The 16,147-nt window shown below is 57.0% G+C and carries 10 protein-coding genes; 4 read left to right on the forward strand and 6 right to left on the reverse strand.

From position 1 onward, the window contains the following. Window positions 1-53: 53 nt before the first annotated feature. On the reverse strand, window positions 54-1,730 hold the full coding sequence (locus tag M5C56_RS15405) for a bifunctional sulfate adenylyltransferase/adenylylsulfate kinase (RefSeq protein WP_103494117.1): 1,677 nt from the start codon (window positions 1,728-1,730) through the stop codon (window positions 54-56). Between the two features lie 457 nt (window positions 1,731-2,187). Between M5C56_RS15405 and M5C56_RS15410 the strand changes: the two genes are divergently transcribed. From M5C56_RS15410 to M5C56_RS15425, 4 genes are all read left to right on the forward strand, one after another. After that, complete coding sequence (locus tag M5C56_RS15410) at window positions 2,188-3,216, forward strand: class I fructose-bisphosphate aldolase (protein WP_103494144.1); 1,029 nt, start codon at window positions 2,188-2,190, stop codon at window positions 3,214-3,216. After that, complete coding sequence (locus M5C56_RS15415) at window positions 3,213-3,815, forward strand: histidine phosphatase family protein (protein ID WP_103494118.1); 603 nt, start codon at window positions 3,213-3,215, stop codon at window positions 3,813-3,815. The genes M5C56_RS15410 and M5C56_RS15415 overlap by 4 nt, the downstream gene beginning before the upstream one ends. Window positions 3,816-4,061: 246 nt before the next feature. Next, window positions 4,062-6,047, forward strand: coding sequence for a methyl-accepting chemotaxis protein (locus M5C56_RS15420; protein WP_103494119.1), 1,986 nt, complete (start codon window positions 4,062-4,064; stop codon window positions 6,045-6,047). A 17-nt stretch (window positions 6,048-6,064) separates the two neighbouring features. Next, window positions 6,065-6,985, forward strand: a complete 921-nt coding sequence (locus M5C56_RS15425; RefSeq protein ID WP_103494120.1) for a substrate-binding domain-containing protein — start codon at window positions 6,065-6,067, stop codon at window positions 6,983-6,985. Between the two features lie 30 nt (window positions 6,986-7,015). Here the strand turns inward: M5C56_RS15425 and M5C56_RS15430 are convergent, their stop codons facing one another. The 5 genes from M5C56_RS15430 to M5C56_RS15450 form a co-directional block, all read right to left on the reverse strand. Beyond that, window positions 7,016-8,242, reverse strand: a complete 1,227-nt coding sequence (locus M5C56_RS15430) for an MFS transporter (RefSeq protein WP_103494121.1) — start codon at window positions 8,240-8,242, stop codon at window positions 7,016-7,018. Window positions 8,243-8,578: 336 nt separating this feature from the next. Next, window positions 8,579-9,655: a DNA/RNA non-specific endonuclease gene (locus tag M5C56_RS15435; protein ID WP_103494122.1), complete on the reverse strand. Its 1,077-nt coding sequence runs from the start codon at window positions 9,653-9,655 to the stop codon at window positions 8,579-8,581. Window positions 9,656-10,067: 412 nt separating this feature from the next. Further along, complete coding sequence (locus tag M5C56_RS15440) at window positions 10,068-13,976, reverse strand: hypothetical protein (protein WP_103494123.1); 3,909 nt, start codon at window positions 13,974-13,976, stop codon at window positions 10,068-10,070. Window positions 13,977-14,012: 36 nt separating this feature from the next. Continuing rightward, on the reverse strand, window positions 14,013-14,954 hold the full coding sequence (locus M5C56_RS15445; RefSeq protein ID WP_103494124.1) for a hypothetical protein: 942 nt from the start codon (window positions 14,952-14,954) through the stop codon (window positions 14,013-14,015). A gap of 71 nt (window positions 14,955-15,025) precedes the next feature. Next, complete coding sequence (locus M5C56_RS15450; protein ID WP_103494125.1) at window positions 15,026-16,141, reverse strand: hypothetical protein; 1,116 nt, start codon at window positions 16,139-16,141, stop codon at window positions 15,026-15,028. Window positions 16,142-16,147: the final 6 nt, after the last annotated feature.

The following is a 16,147-nucleotide window of genomic DNA, read 5'->3' on the forward strand; positions in this document are numbered from 1 at the left end:
GAAACACAGCGGGCTCAGGCTACTTGGATGGGTGTATACAAGGCTGTTGTGGTTCAGGGCTCATGAAGGAGAGAGGAGGGGAGATAGTCCAGCTCGACCAGGGTGGCAATGATCAACTCCACCGCCTGGGCCGCACTCAGGGAGGCGGTGTCAATTCGCAAGTCGGGATAGAGCGGTGCTTCATAGGGGGCATCAATACCCGTCATCCCCGGTAGCTTCCCGGCCCTGGCTTTGGCATACAAACCCTTTCGGTCACGTCTTTCACAAACCTCCAGATCCGCCGCTATATATATTTCGAAAAAGGCCGTCTTGTGGGTGCCGGCCAACTCTCGACAGACCTGGCGCGTACTCGCGTAGGGTGCAATACACGCGCAGATTGCGATCCCGCCGGCCCTGGCGATCTCGATAGCCACAAAACCAATACGCTCTACATTGGCCTCGCGGTCCTCTTTTGAAAAACCGAGCCCCTTGCAGAGGCTATGTCGGACCACATCGCCATCCAGCAAACTCACGGTTCGTCTCCCGTCCTCCCGCAGTCGCACGGCGATGCCATTGGCAATCGTTGACTTGCCGGCGCCAGACAGCCCGGTGAAAAAGAGCACAAAGCCTTGCTGTTGTTTCGGACGATATGAACGACGCAGTTCTGCGACGATATCGGGTGTACTGAACCATTCGGGAATTTCCGCGCCGCTGGCCAGTTTTTCCCTGACGGCGGTTCCCGACAGGCTCAACACGGCGGCACCTGGTGGCACCTCTGAGGCCGGCGCGTAACGTCGCTCCTCCTTGATATACAACATTTCCTCGAAGGCCAGGATCTGCAGGCCGATTTCCTGCGCATGTGCCAACGCCATTTCCTGGGCGGCATAGGGGGAGTAGAACGCGTTGCCGTGCTTATCGTTGCCGGGACCGGCGTGATCACGGCCAACGATAAAGTGCGTGGCACCAAAGTTCTTGCGAATCAGGGCGTGCCAAACGGCCTCACGGGGGCCGCCCATACGCATGGCCAACGGCAGCAATGACAGCAGGACGGCATCGGCGGGGTAAGACTTCAGGGCGTGTTTGTAGCACCTGACACGGGTGTAATAATCGATATCATCCGGTTTGGTCAGCCCGACGACGGGCTGTAGCAACAAGGCCGCATTGGCCTGTTTCATGGCGCGAAGGGTCAGTTCGACATGGGCACAATGCATCGGATTACGTGTTTGAAAGGCAACGACCGCGTCCCAGCCACGACGGGCTATTTCGCGTTTGACTTGCGCGGGCGACAAGCGCAAATCAGAAAAATCATAGTGCGTCACCGAGTCGACTTTTTTGATGATCCCGCCGACATTGAAAGCATGCTGCCGATACAAGGCTGCCACACCGGGATGGCCCTTGTCCTGGGTGCCAAAAACCCGCAACGCCTCGATGTGATGGTCCGGTTGGTAGATTGACTCAATGGCCAGTACGGCTAATGTGAGGCCTTCCGGATCACGTAGCGCCAACTCGCCCCCGGGTACCAACTGATCAGCCAATGCCTGCGGGATATCCAGGGTGATTGGCATTGGCCAAAGGGCACCCGAGCTCAGTCTCATGTGGTGGACGACGCTGAGATAATCCTCTAAACCGAGAAAACCCGTCAGTGGCGAAAAGGCCTCGTTAGCCAGAAGCTCCAGGTCACAGAGTTGTCTCGCGGAGAGCACCCAGAAAGGCAGGGAGGACAGGTTATGCTTTTCTTTGTAGTTCTCCACGAGAAGGTGCCCCTCTTTATTCGAATCGACCCAGTTTAGAACGCACCAAAATCATGATGCGCGCAGAATAAAATCAAAGAGTTGAATGCGAATTGACGACGCTTTTGAGGGTGAGCAAGCTCGATTGCTCAGCGTCCTTGCGCATGCTTTCATTTCCTTATATGGATATAGCTTTATGTAAGCCGAAGTAGAGCGTGATATCAAATGGCTGTCAATGCATGGGCATAGAACAAAACGGACTTGATGTTTTTTATCCTGAGTATTAACGGGTGTCCAGGGCTGGGGCAGCTCTTTGGTGAATCTGGCGCTTCGGTCATCTTCTACACTGTGGCCAGCCGCCGGAAATCCTCATTCACGGGTGAGAAAATCATCGCACGCTCAGGCAAGGGCAATCATGACCCCCATGGTCGTGGACGATCGGGGAGCCGCTGATTCCATTATTGACAAGGAGTTGAACATGAATGTGCAAGCACTGATAGACACCACCAGAAGGCTGGTCGCCGACTACAAAGGGTTGCTGGCCATGGACGAAAGCACTCCGACGTGCAACCGCCGTTTTGCCCCATTGAGCATCCCCCAGACCGAGGAGGCCCGGCGGCTCTATCGGGAGCTTATCGTGACAACGCCGGGGCTGGGCGACTACATCAATGGTGCGATTCTCTACGATGAAACCATTCGCCAGCACACAAAAGACGGCTTCTCATTCAGTGACGCCCTGGGCGCCGCGGGTGTTATTCCAGGCATCAAAGTGGACATCGGTGCAACGGATCTGGCCGCTCATCCAGGAGAAAAAATCACCGAGGGCCTGGACGGGCTGCGCAACCGGCTCAAGGAATACTTTCAAATGGGCGCCCGGTTTGCCAAGTGGCGTGCGGTCATCACCGTGGGGAGCGGCATTCCCAGCAGCGGTTGCATCGAGGCCAACGCCCAGGCGCTGGCCCGTTATGCCGCGTTGTGCCAGGAGGAGGGGCTGGTGCCCATCGTCGAGCCGGAAGTGCTGATGGACGGTGAACATACCCTGCAACGGTGCGCCGAAGTAACGGAGGAGGTTCTGCGCATTGTTTTCAAACAGCTGCACGCCCAACGGGTGCTGCTCGAGGGGATGATCTTGAAACCGAATATGGTGCTTCCCGGCTTGGGATGCACCACGCCGACAACGCTGGCCGCAGTGGCCGATGCAACCGTGAGCTGTCTGCTGCGAACCGTTCCCGCCGCTGTCCAGGGCGTTACATTCTTGTCAGGAGGACAATCGGCAGAGCTGGCCTCGGCCCGATTGAACGCCATGAATCTGGCGTTCAAGTCACGGCAGCCCTGGGCTTTGGCGTTTTCCTTTGCTCGTGCCGTTCAGCAGCCGGCTTTGGAGATCTGGCGCGGTGAGGAGGCTAATGTGGTGGCCGCTCAACAGGCACTGTTACACAGGCTCAGATGTAACCACGCGGCATGCCGGGGTGAATATGACGCTGCTCAGGAAAGTCCGGCCGTATGAAAGATCCCGTACACATTTATCTGATGAGACACGGCGAAACCGAATGGGCACTTTCCCGCCAGCATACCGGTCGCACGGATATCCCGTTGACGGCGCATGGTGAGGAGGAGGCGAAGACTCTTGCAGCGCAGCTGCGGGATATCCCCTTCCGCCATGTCCTGACCAGCCCGCTGAAGCGCGCGCAACAAACCTGCGCATTGGCGGGGCTGGGAGCATCTGCCGTCATCGTCCCGGACTTGGTGGAGTGGGACTACGGCGACTACGAAGGGAAGCGCTCGGTCGATATTCTCAAGCAGCGACCGGGCTGGAATCTTTTTCGCGACGGCTGTCCGCACGGCGACAGCCCAGAGCAAATTGCCAGTCGTGCTGACCGGATCATTGCTCAACTGAAGGCGTTGGACGGCAATATTGCGCTGTTCTCCCATGGTCAGTTTTCTTCGGTCCTGGCCATGCGATGGGTGGGGTTGCCGGTGGTTTCAGCACAGCATTTTCCACTGGATACGGCATCACTGAGCATTCTCACCTACGACGCCCACCACCCCGAGGTGGCGGTCATCGCGCGATGGAATGCGTTATCGGCACAGGGTGGAAACGGCTAAAAGAGCTTATTCAAAAAGTGCGATTACGCGCTTTTTTCAAAAGAAACTTCAGGTGTCTTAGCGTATGGCTATTCTCAGTCGTTAATGATGCGCGTCATTCATCGCGATCAGCGACCGTTGCCAACAGGCGGAGCCTAAAGTTGGTCATTGCCACGCCGATAATATTCCAGGCTACCAAGAAACCGCCAAGATTGGTGCTCTGTGCAACGCACGCTTGAGTCCGTATAAAAATAAAAGAGGATAGCCATGACCATTCTTCAGCGAGTGATTGGCGGCTTTGCCGTGTTGTTGGTGGTGTTGCTCACCATGGTCGGCATCAGCTATCAAAGCACCCACTCGATCAGCGAACGCTTGACGATCATTACCGGCCAATCTGCACCGTTGAGCCGGGCGGCCAGCGAGCTTTACGTTCATATCCTCAGGGCCAACCAGGCGCTGCTGGCTGTTCTTATCAGCAATGACCCCAAGCAGATCGATGACGGTAAGCAGCCATTCAACGACAGCCTGGTGCGCTTTACTCAATTGCTCGAGAGTATTCCGACCTATATCGGCGATCACCCGCAGCTACGCGACAACCTGACTCAACAACGCCAACTCAGTGCGGCTTATGTCGAACAGGCCCAGAGCCTGATGGAGACCCATCGCCAGTATGTGGCGCAAGTTGCCCTGACCCACGAGTTGCAAGGTTACAGCAGCAGCCAGGGAGTCCAGCTGACCAGCTATCTGCGCGATTATATCGCCCGTGAGCGCAGTGCCGGTGCCGATGAACACCTGGCCGCAGCGGAGAAGTTGCTGCTGGAAGTCAATAAGTCCTACGACAGTCTGGCCGCCCACGCCGCCAAGCCGGATATCGTGACCTTGCAGCGCCTGCTTAACCTGCAGGACGAGGTGATTAACTCGCGGGTCCAGGCATTTTGGGCGGTTGACCCCAGGGTAGGGCGCATCGTCGCGGTCATGGTCAACCGTTTGCTCAACGACCTGACCGGCAGTGATGGGCTGTACCGTGCCTTTCAGCAGGAAGCCAGCCTGGCCGACCATGTTCGCGAACAACGCCAGGCGACGGAAACCCGCCTGCAGGCCACGCTGGACAAGATCGGCGAATTCGGTAGCCAGTCTCTTGACGTGGCCAGCGCGGCGAAGAGCGATGCCGACGCCACCATCAGCAACAGCCTCAGCCTGCTGTTGATCGTCTGTGTGCTGGCGGTGTTGGCCGCCTTGGTGATCGGTACGTGGGTGGCCTTCAGCCTGCGTCGGCCGTTGGCGGCCTTTCGCGAGGTGTTGAAGCAGCTTACCCGGGGTGACATGCGGGTGCGCTTCGATGTCAGTCGCAAAGATGAATTCGGTGAACTCGGCGGCTACCTCAACGAACTGACCCAGTCCTTGCAGACCACCTTCCGTGAGCTGATCGGCTCCGCCGATACCCTGGCCCAATCCGCGAGCGATAACGCGGTGGTCAGCGAGCAGACCACACGGGTAGTGGATGAACAGAAAGATCGCCTGCATTCCGCTGCTTCGGCGATGACCGAGATGGAGAGTACCGTCGAAGAAGTCGCGCGGCGGGCGCAGGACACCCGTAGCGCGGTGGACGACACCAGCGAGCTGACCCACAAGGTGCAACAGCGAGTAGCCGAGACCATCGTCAATATCCGCCAGCAGGCCGAGCAGGTGAACAAGGCCTCGGCGGTCACCGACGAACTGCAGAAATATGGCCAGAACATCGACAGTATCGTCGATGCGATTCGCACCATTGCCGAACAGACCAACCTGTTGGCGCTCAACGCCGCCATTGAAGCGGCCCGTGCCGGCGAGCAAGGCAGGGGCTTTGCGGTGGTGGCTGATGAAGTGCGTTCACTGGCCAGCCGCACCCAGGCGTCGACCAGCGAAATCCAGGAAATGATCGGCCAGATGCAGGGCAAGATTCATTCCGCCGTGCAAGTGATGAACGAAAGCCAGGTGCAATCCAACAACTGCGTGACCTTGGCCTCTGGCGCCGATGAGCTGCTGGTGGCGATGGGGGAGGCGGTGGGCACCATCCGTGACATGAACATCCAGATCGCTGCCGCCACCGAGGAACAGAGTGCCACGGTGCAGGAAACCAGCCGCATGGTCACCCAGATCAACGACTCCGCCCAACAGGCCGCCGAGGGGGCCGAGCGTACGGCCAGCAGCAGCCAGGGCCTGTCGGACATGGCCAAGGTGCAGCGTGAGCTGCTCCATCATTTCAGCGTATGACGCCGGGGAGACCGAACATGAAACAGTGGTTGACGCTTGCCTTGGGTATCAGTTGCCTTACTGCCGGTTTGGCCCAGGCCGCTACGCCGCTGTTGGGCGTGGCCATGGCCAAATACGACGACAACTTCCAGACCATCCTGCGCAATGGCGTGCAGAAGCATGCCGCCGTGCTGGATACCGATATCTTCATGGAAGATGGTCATGACAGCGCCGAGTTGCAGATGCGCCAGTTTCGTAACCTGGTCAATTCCAAGGTAGACGCCATCGTGGTCGCGATGGTCAATGCCAAGAGCGCCCCTGAAATGCTGCGTTTGGCCACTGCGGCGAAAATCCCGCTGGTGTTCGTCAACCGCAACCCGGCCCCCGACAAATGGCCGGGGCAGACGGCGTTCGTCGGATCTGATGAGCTGGAGTCGGGCACACTGCAAATGGAAGAGCTGGCCCGTCGCGCCAACTACAAGGGCAATGTGGTGATCCTGGTGGGGGACCCCAACAACAAGTCCTCGTTGATGCGCACCGAAGATGTGGAAAAGGTCGTCGCCAAATACCCGAACATGAAAGTGGTACAGAAGAAGGTTGGTAACTGGGAGCGTAGCCAGGCGGCTGCCATTGTTATCGATTGGGTCAAGGCGGGCGTGGACTTTTCGATCATCGCCGCCAATAACGATGAGATGGCTATTGGCGCGATCATGGGGCTGGAAAAGGCCGGTAAAAATGCCAAGGACTATTGGGTCGGTGGCATTGATGGCACGCCTGACGGTTTGAAGCTGATGGCCGATGGCAAGATGGCCGTGAGTGTGTTCCAGGACGCTATCGGCCAGGCGAATGGCGCGGTGGAGGTTGCGTTGCGCCTGGCCAGGGGGGAGAGCCTGGATTCACCATTGATCTGGGTGCCGTTCAAGCTGATCACTCCGGAGAATCGGCAGGAGTTTGAATGAACCAGGTGCACACTTGACCAGCCTTCTTGGTTAGCTGGGTTGGGCCGCCAGGCTATTGCTGACGTTACTCCCCAGCACAAGCACCGTAACAAAACCGCAGCCCACCAGGGCCGTCGCCAGGCTCAACAGCACCGAACTGCCCAGTTGGTCGACGATCTGCCCGCCAAAGAATGAGCCCAGGGCAATAATCACCTGGAACAAAGCGACGAAGAGCGGCATGCCGCGCTCCACATCCTTGGGTGCTACGACAAACATCCAGATGCTGGCGCAGGCCGGGAAGGCGCCGAAGGCGAAGCCCCAGAGCGCTATGAGCATCGCTGCGCCGGTCATGCCCGTGGCGAAGTAGGGAAACAGGGCGGTGCTGGTGCCGATCATCAGGGCGACCAGCAACAGGGTGTGACGGACACTGCGGTTGGCGGCGAAACCAGCGAAAATATTACCCATTACCCCGGCCACGCCATAGAGCAGCAGCAATGAGCCAATAGTCGGCCCGTCGAAGCCTGCGCTGTGTTTGAAGAAGGGGGCGACATAGGTGTAAGCGGCAAAGTGCGCCAGGCCAATCAGCAGTACAGCGATCAAGCCAACCCGAGATTGTGGATTGATGAACAAGGCCGGCAGGTCGCTGATGCGAATGGCCTTTTCCGGGGTGAGCCGCGGTAGCAGGAATATCTGCGCCAGTAGCACCGGTACGCCCAACAGCGCGGTGACCAGGAAGGTCATGCGCCAGCCCATCAGGCCACTCAGCCAGGTGCCTACGGGCACACCCAGTACGGTGGCCAATGTCACGCCAACCATGATGATCGAGGTGGCCTGGGCTACGCCGACTCCCTTGGGGGCCAGGCGGCCGCTGAGGGCAATGGCAGTGGCCCAGAAACCGCCGATACTGATGCCCAGGAGTACGCGGCCGAACAGCAGCAGACTGAAGTCGCTGGCGTAGGCCACGACCGAGTTGGCGATGATCATTATCAGCGTCAGGCCGATCAGCAGATAGCGACGGTCCATGGCGCCAATGCCGACAGACAGCAATGGCGCGGCGAGGGCGGCCATGATGCCGGGCAAGGTAACCATCAGTCCGGCGTGGCCGGCACTGATACCCAGATCACCGGCGACGTCGTTGAGTACGCCCACCGGGAGAAACTCACTGGTCACCAAGGCGAAGGCACCCACAGCGACCGAGAGAATCGCCAGCCATTGCTGCTTGACACTCTGTTGATTATGTTCGGGAAGACCTCGAGGGGCCTGGCTTGCGCTTGGCATGGTGTTGGGTTCCGGGGGGAATTCGCCTGAAGCCAGGCGGAAGGGAGAAATTGGAGGCGATTATATGAATCGGTTCTGGCAACCCAATAGGCGGGGGCTTCGATAGTAATCATCAGTGCAATCGATGAGAGGCTCCAAGCAGAGCGTCCGCGGGTTCGATTTGAGGAGGCGACAGAAATTTAAGGCGCAATGTCTGAAGCTGACACCAGGTGGGACCTTATGAATATATCGTATTCAACAAGTGGGCGATGTCAGATGTTCATAAGTAGCTCACAGGCCCGAGAGGAGGGCAGGCACTGATGCTTGCCTGCAGCTATCGAGTCTTCGAAATCAAGTTCAGTAAGGCTTATATCTTTTGACTCTGCCGGTACCGCGAACAATGCTGCTCAAAGCATTGCTGTCTGCGAACGCCAATCGTGCGCGCTTGTCGCTGTTGTGCTTGGCGCTGATCAACATGGCATTGCTGTAAACGGCCGCTCCGCTGGCAGACTTGGCAATAATGTGATCGACCTGAGGTGTGAGATCATGACCACCTTCGACCAGTAGACCAACCCGCTGGCCTGGAATGCGGTACTTGTCGGTGTACACAGGGTCAACGATGTCGTCGCTTATAAGATACCCATCGTTGAGAACGCGGTTGACTGCGCGGATAGTTTCGATCTGTGTGCTTGAAAATTCGGCTGCCTGCGACAGTATTACGCGGTCATTCCAATGCGCAAGCTGCTTGGGGTCATCCTTGACGGACTTCCACTCGGCATAATCGAGGAACGCGTAAGGCCTTGCCGCGGCAGGAAAAACGGGGAGCCGTCGGTAAGAGGGAAACCCTACAGTATTCAACTGGTCCTGGATGTCCCAGCCTGCGTTTGTCATTTCGTCGATGAGTGCGAGGTATTCGGCCTTCTTCGTCGGGTCGGCACCGCCGATGATAGGCGCTGGCTTTGGATGCAGAATAGGCCACGTGCGTGTGCGATTGACGTGCAGGCCGGCCAGGACTTTCGTGATAATCGTGAACCGCGTGGGCACACGCTGTTCTTCGGAAATTTCGGTAGCGTAATCGCAGGTGATGGCCACTTCGCAATTACCTCCTGCGGCATCCACCCAGCTCTCAAGCTCACGCTCGAATTGGCGCCATATACCTCCCGAGTTGAATGAGCCATACATCGGAACCAGGTTGCTCGAGGACTCGGGCCCACCAAACTCCAGAGCAATGAGGTGTCCTCGGTGGCAGTCTTCGTGCCGGGTGTCAGCCACTCCACCTTCATACATCGAAAGAGGCAGGACCGTGTTGTTTCGTGGAGTTGGCGTGTGAGGCTTCACCCCCGGTGACATCTCGGCAACGAGCCGTTTCACACGCTGGCGGGCTCCACCCTTGAAATTTTCAGGAGGATTGCTGAGGAACTGTACGAAGCGCATGGTCCTTCCTTGGAATGAGTGGATGGCCAAACAAACTGGGGAAATCGTACAGGGAGTGTGAACAGCGAAGCAAGGTGTGTGGCGCAGGTGCGCCGCAGCAGTAACACTCGAAACATATTACTCAATTTCACTTATGGGCGGTGTGATACGTTCATAAGAATTGCAAGCCATTGATAGATAGGAAGACCTCGTGCTTATAACGAGCTAGAAGTTCACGAAAGTGTGTTCATAAGTAATCCGTCCTCTGAGCTAAACCCAAGAGCAAAGAGGGCGTTAATAACACCTTTGAGCACCTCGTAGTTTCTTGGCCGCAGCCTGTAATCAATCCCCTTTAATCGGTGATCCGGCGAGCAGTCAACGCCTTCTCCGTAGCTATCGCTGGATCAGCTTGGGCCGAAACACAACCTCTCTCTCATGCGGCGGCCAGCAGACCGCTCTTTATCGCGCAATTCTTGATGGTGTTGTAGAGAAAATCGACAATCTCTTGCGCTTCTTCGGCGGTTTTGTTGAAGACTGCAATCAGCATCTTTTCCACGTCCTCGGCAACATAGCCAACGGCTTGCAAAACGATGGCGGCCTGCTTCCACGCGAGTTTGAAGGTGTCTCTGAGGACCCTACCGATTTGCTCGATCCCTTCAATTCCTTTCAAGATGCCTTGGTAGACATATTCCAACCATTTCTTCGCGTCCTGGAACAATCCGACAAAGAACTGTTTGATCTTGTCCAGCAGGATGCCCGGCAGGTTGCCCAGCGGACCGACGTTGATATCCAGGTCAAAGGCAGCGATGTCATGAGTACTGCTGGCCACTGTGAAGCTGAACGAGGCGTTGGCAAATATTTCCTGTTTTGTGCAGCCAAAATCCAGGGCAGCATTAATGGTGTCGTCTATGGTTAGCGTACCGAGCGGTCCCAGATCGATGGACTGGTCGATGCCGACGCTGGCCGAACCCTGTGCGTTGATTGAATCAATACCGTTGATATCGGCCTGGAGGTTGAAGGTCGAACCGCCGAAAGTGGTGTCCTTGATTTCGAAATGACAACGGTCGGTCTGGATATCGATATCGATTTGCGGGCCGATCCCCAACAGATAAGCCTCGCCTGAGATCCGGAACGCGGGAACTCGATAGTGCGGCTCCGGGTTGTTGGCGTCCGAGAAGGTACACAGCAACACACTAGGGCCACCCAAGCCCTGGGCGCCGGTAAGCTTGAACAGTTTGTCATTGCCGATGACGATTGGCGCCATCTCGACATTGAAGCCGATGCCCTTGTTAGGCATGACCTCAACCTTGATCTGTTCTCGGATCAACAGGAACTGGATGTCGGAAAAGATGTGGAAACCCTGTGGGAACGTCAATGTGGCGATGCTGACTTGCTGAGGTACAACATACAGTTGCGCTTCGAGCGACACTGAGATCTGCTGTCCGTTACGCTGCATTTCATAGTGGTACATCATGGAAAGATCGAGCAGATACCATTCCTGGTCCGGGGTGTTCACGATCAGTTGGATCTGGCCGCTATCGGTGGGCAGGTTGATCCCGCCGGCGGCGAACATCTCGCGGATTTTGGCCAGGTCGTAGTGGTTCAGTGCATCATGGTAAGCCTGCCAGTCACTGTCGAAGCTGTGCAATCCGCCCACGGCTATCCGGGTTAGTACATCGCGCAGAAAACCGGGCAGGTCCGAGGCAACGGCGCCGGTCAGCTCGTCGAATACCTTGGCCAGGCTCAGGTTGCTGATGGCGCCGGCGACCATGGATTGACTAGGTTGCACGGTATCGATGAACACCGCCAAGGAGCTGTCGATGTCGGCGATATCCAGTTCGGCGGCAAATCCGATCGAGGGTTCACCTTCGAAGGAAATGCCAAGCTCGAATGCCAATGCCTTCAGCTTGAATACCGAAAAGTCGATGGTGCTTTTACCGCCTTCCACCACCATGTCGCCCGATACGAATGCTCCGTTTTCCACCACTGCCAAGCTGACATCAAAGCGCACCGATTGCGACTCGATGGTGGTGCGGGCGGTGGCGGTCAAATAGAACTCAACCTCTTCAGCCTGCATCTGCACGCCCAAGGCGCCGCTCAGCATCACCGACTGATTGATTACCGTGCTGATATTAGCGAAGAGCCGTGCGTTGGTGCCGGCATCGGTACCGATAAAGACTCCGGCATCCAGGCTTGTGTCTTGCGAAATGGACAGCATTTTGGCCAGATTCTGCAGGATCTTGTTTTGATTCAATTGAGTTTGTGCGTAAAAGTAGAAACCTTTTTGCAGTCCGCCCGACCAGGCTGGAATAGTGATTTGCTTCGATTTGATCTGCGGATTTTGGAACAGGTCCAGCGCAGGGAAGGTGAAATCGGACTTCTTCAGCGTGGAAATGATCACCACCTGCTCGCCGGAGATAGGAAAGATATCCAGGAATGCCTGGATAGACGAAAGTCCGGGTAGCGCCGACAGTTTGCACAGGGACAGGTCCAGGCCCAGGGCGAAGCCCCAGGTACCCTGTTGGTCCAAGAGCTCGAAGGCCAGTGAGCCGGCGTTTGCGACCTGGGTCCCGAACGAGAGCTTGAATTGGTCTTCGGTCTTGGTGATCAACAGGGTCGAGTCGGTGAACGGCAAGTCGCCGAGCCCGCTGGGCAGTATGTCTTCGGCGTTGCATAACCAGCCGATCAGTCCGTTCAACGTGACTTGGGGGAGGGCACCACGCAACGCCAGCCCCTGAGTGGGGTCATAGGACATGGCCAGCGTCAGGCTTTCATCGAAGACCAGCCCGCCGGCAAACTGAGCCGAGGTCTTGCCGCTTGATCCGGTCCCCTTCGACAAGCCGAATTGAATGTCCTCGATGGTCAAACTGTGCGGCCCCAGTGGAATCACCCACCCAGGGGATTTGGCCATCTCGGTATAGAAGTTGTAGCCGGCCTGGGCATCGATGTTGACTGACAACTTGTCGATGGTCAGGTCCGTCGGAGGCTGGATCGCCGGCAGGTACTGCGTGACCAGCGCCTGCAGCGGCAGTGTCACCGAATCTTCCAGTTCGCCGGCAATAAAGAAGTCCGGATAACCGGCACTAACGTGAACCTGGGCGGCTTTGCCGATCAGGAACGATGCATCTATCGAAGCGCCAGGTGCTGGAGTGGCAAAGGGCGTGGTGACATAGAACTCGACGGATATGGATTCGAGCAAAAACTCATCGTCCAACAGTTTCCACTGGGCGTCCGGGATACCAACGGTCAAGTAGACGTAGTCGGTGCTAAGGCCGGTGGCCGACCCCGTCAGTGCGATCGCAGCATCCAGCAACTGCATTTTGCCGGCGTCATGCAGGGCGTCTTGCAGCGACTTGGGCAGGTAGTCGATCAACGTCGCGATGCCCGCCAAGTCCAGCAGGTCTGCCAGATTGTTCAAGCTGAAACCGCTGAATTCTCCGGTGATGACCAGCTTGCGAGTGCCCTTGGGAATCTTCGATGACAGCTCGATGGTCAGACCGGCACTGGGTATGGTCAACGCGCCACTGATCGCCATGAATGGCTCGTAGCTGGGGTTGGCCGTCCACCATTGCGCGCTCAATGGGCTGTAGATAGAGAAGATCGTCTGGGTAAGCGCAAGCTTGTCGGAAATGGATAGTTCCAGTCCAAGATCGGTGAACAGGCTGATGCCCGGTGGCGATTTGTGTTCTATCCATGGGAAATTGTTGACGCTGTCGCGCAGCGGAGGCACCTGCACGGTGGGTTCGATAATGTTGCCACCGATCGCGAAGCTATCGTGGACGTCCAGCAGACTCTCCAACGCCAGCAGTATGCCTTTGAGTTCAACGATGCCGGCAAAGCCTAACCCCGCGTCCAACGACACCGGCACTGTGCTGGTGCCCAAATCGATATCAACAGCAATGGCATCGGTCAGTGCATAGAACCACGCCGAGGTCAGTGCGAGGTCATCCAACGCCGAAGTCTGCGGATCGGTCACGCTGGAACTGAAGTCGAAGCTGACCGGCAAATCCGGGAAGCTGTCGGAGAATTTCCAGTTTTGTCCCGCGCCAATCAAGGTGAACATCAGCCGGACGCTGACGTCGCCGCTTTGCGGATCGAGCACAAAGGTGGCCGTCACCGGGGCGTTATCCACTCGGCGAAAAAGCGAGGCGGTGCCGACCCGCTGCACCGTATTGCCGCCGTCGTCGGGACCAGGGCTCGCATTGGAAATTGTCAGTGGTTGATTGTCGAAAATGCTCCCGTAAAAGCTGGCGAATTTCGCCGTGCTCACCGTGTCGGCCACGATGGTTGTCTTCCCGTCATGTCCTATCTTGAGGTTCTCGCGAAGCGTTTGGATATCCATGGCCATTTCTTCATCAGAGAGCGAAGTTCGCTGCGGTTATTCTTCGAGAGTCATTACGATAGGCATGTGGTCGCTGATGATCTTGGCATTCTTCATTGCCAGTTGCAGTTGCATGCGGGTGACAGTCATGAAGGTGAAGCTGTACATGATTTCCTGGAGGATGACGTTGGGAACACAGACCTTGAGCTCCCAATTGGAGGTGATGCCACGGATGAATATGTTGTCGTAGGCGCTTACCAGGAAGGCGTCGTCAACATCGCCTTGCTGTATCATTTTTTCGCGATTGGCGATGTCATTGACGAACGACTTCAAGGAGGTAAGGGTGGTTTTTTCACCATCGAATACGCCGGAGAACTTCAGGTTGGTCAGAGGCGCATAGGTAGCCGCTTTGGCAGTGTCGTAGTTGAAGTCGCCAGAGATCAAAAAGGTCGCGTTGCCGTTGTTGATCTCGATCTCGGTGGTCAGATCTGCTAGCAGCTTGATGGTCGCATCTTTCTTGTGATACTTGGGTTGTGGGGCGTGCCAGAGCAGGCAGTTGAGCTCCTTGGGTTTGCCAGCGGTTCTGGCCTGCATGTTCCAGAACAGTGGATTTCGGTCAGCGAAGATCACCTTGGTGCTGGCGGCGACGGCCATATTGCTGACGCTGATGTTTGCGTCGTCCCAAAGCAACGCATACTTGTCGGCGCGCCGGGCGAAAGTATGGGCCACTTCAATATTTCGCTGCGACACGTCGTACTTCCACTTACTGCCTGAGCCTACAAGCTTCTTGCGATCGTTGATGGCCTGGGCCAGTACTTGCACGGCCTGTTCGCCTGTGCCCAGCGTTACTTCCATGACACCGATGACACTGGCCTGCATCTCGTCAATCAGCACGGCTATCCAGGCCGCAACGTTGACGTTGCGAAAGACGTCCTTGGCGCACTTCTTCGATGACAGGCTTTCGATATTCCATGACATGTAATCGGCGATTTCGGGCATGGGCGTCCACTCCATGTGATGGCGATTACGGTATCCCGGCGGTGCCTGCGCAGGCACCGCCGGAACATCGCTCAGTAGGCGGTGACGCTGGCGGTGCCTGTCAGCAGGATCTGATTGCCTACGCCCGTGATGTTCAGATTCTGCGGCGACACCTTCAGGGTAATGCCTTCGAAGTTGCCGCTTAGATCAGGGATTTGCAGCAGGCTCTGAGTCAACTGTCCCTGGATCGTTTCCTGAATCTGACCTTCGACTACATCATTGAGGATGGCCAGGGTGATGGCGGAAATTACACCGCCGCCCAACGTCGCCATCCACGCCCAGAAATTGGATGGGGTGATGCTGACCGAGGGGCGGGAAACATTGCCTCCGCTTATACGGATGTTGCGTTGTGCATCCACCACCACTTGCAGCGTCGCGGTGACCGGACTGATGGAGATATCCCAGTCTGCCGGGCCCAAGCTGTACTCACCGCTCAGATTGAGCGTCAGCGTCAGATTGCCGTTATTGACCGAAGCGCTGTAACTGTTCAGGTGTACGACAGCACCGCTGGCCGAGTAGGTCTTTTGTACTGTGCTCCACCACAGATTGGCGACAACCTGCTGGATCAGCGGTTCGGTGAGTACCAGGTTGAAGCCGCCATCCGCCGGGGGCTGCTTCTGGCTGATCGCGACCGGCGAGCTCAGTCCGCCTGCCGCATAGGCATTCCCGCCTTCGATCAGCAGGGCGTATCCGGCAAAAGTGATACCGTTGATGGGCCCCAACGGTATGGAGATAGCGGATATCAGGCTGTCCACCTTGCTGGCGATATCACTCTTCTTGGCGTTCAGGACCCCGAGCACGAATGGATCGTTTGTGACAAAGCTGATATCGGTAACCGACAAACGCACCACACCGTTGCCATTTATCGTTGCCCGTGCGCTGGCATTGGCGCCAACCGTGCTACTGGTGGGATCCTGGCCGGTCACTGTCACCGTCAGGTCCACTGGCATGCTGACCAGGAAGGTCTGGCCGCTACCGCTGGCGGCTAAAGCGAATTTCGGTGGTGCTGACACGCTCCAGGTCAAGCTGGCGTTTATTTCGGGGATGCTTGTGGTGTCGCCCAGCTTTGGCCCTACAGTGGGAAAAATGGATTCGCTGGCATTGTTCAACAGCGATTGCGAAAGACCCGCGATGAAGTCGGTGGACATGGTCGA

This window comes from Pseudomonas sp. MWU13-2862, assembly GCF_023242495.1.
Lineage (GTDB): Bacteria > Pseudomonadota > Gammaproteobacteria > Pseudomonadales > Pseudomonadaceae > Aquipseudomonas > Aquipseudomonas gingeri_D.

Excerpts from the sequence above, each read along its gene's own strand:
- M5C56_RS15445 (WP_103494124.1), bottom strand. The coding sequence starts at position 14,954 with ATGCCCGAAATCGCCGATTACATGTCATGGAATATCGAAAGCCTGTCA.
- M5C56_RS15430 (WP_103494121.1), bottom strand. The coding sequence starts at position 8,242 with ATGCCAAGCGCAAGCCAGGCCCCTCGAGGTCTTCCCGAACATAATCAA.
- M5C56_RS15420 (WP_103494119.1), top strand. The coding sequence starts at position 4,062 with ATGACCATTCTTCAGCGAGTGATTGGCGGCTTTGCCGTGTTGTTGGTG.
- M5C56_RS15440 (WP_103494123.1), bottom strand. The coding sequence starts at position 13,976 with ATGGATATCCAAACGCTTCGCGAGAACCTCAAGATAGGACATGACGGG.
- M5C56_RS15435 (WP_103494122.1), bottom strand. The coding sequence starts at position 9,655 with ATGCGCTTCGTACAGTTCCTCAGCAATCCTCCTGAAAATTTCAAGGGT.
- M5C56_RS15450 (WP_103494125.1), bottom strand. The coding sequence starts at position 16,141 with ATGTCCACCGACTTCATCGCGGGTCTTTCGCAATCGCTGTTGAACAAT.
- M5C56_RS15410 (WP_103494144.1), top strand. The coding sequence starts at position 2,188 with ATGAATGTGCAAGCACTGATAGACACCACCAGAAGGCTGGTCGCCGAC.
- M5C56_RS15415 (WP_103494118.1), top strand. The coding sequence starts at position 3,213 with ATGAAAGATCCCGTACACATTTATCTGATGAGACACGGCGAAACCGAA.
- M5C56_RS15425 (WP_103494120.1), top strand. The coding sequence starts at position 6,065 with ATGAAACAGTGGTTGACGCTTGCCTTGGGTATCAGTTGCCTTACTGCC.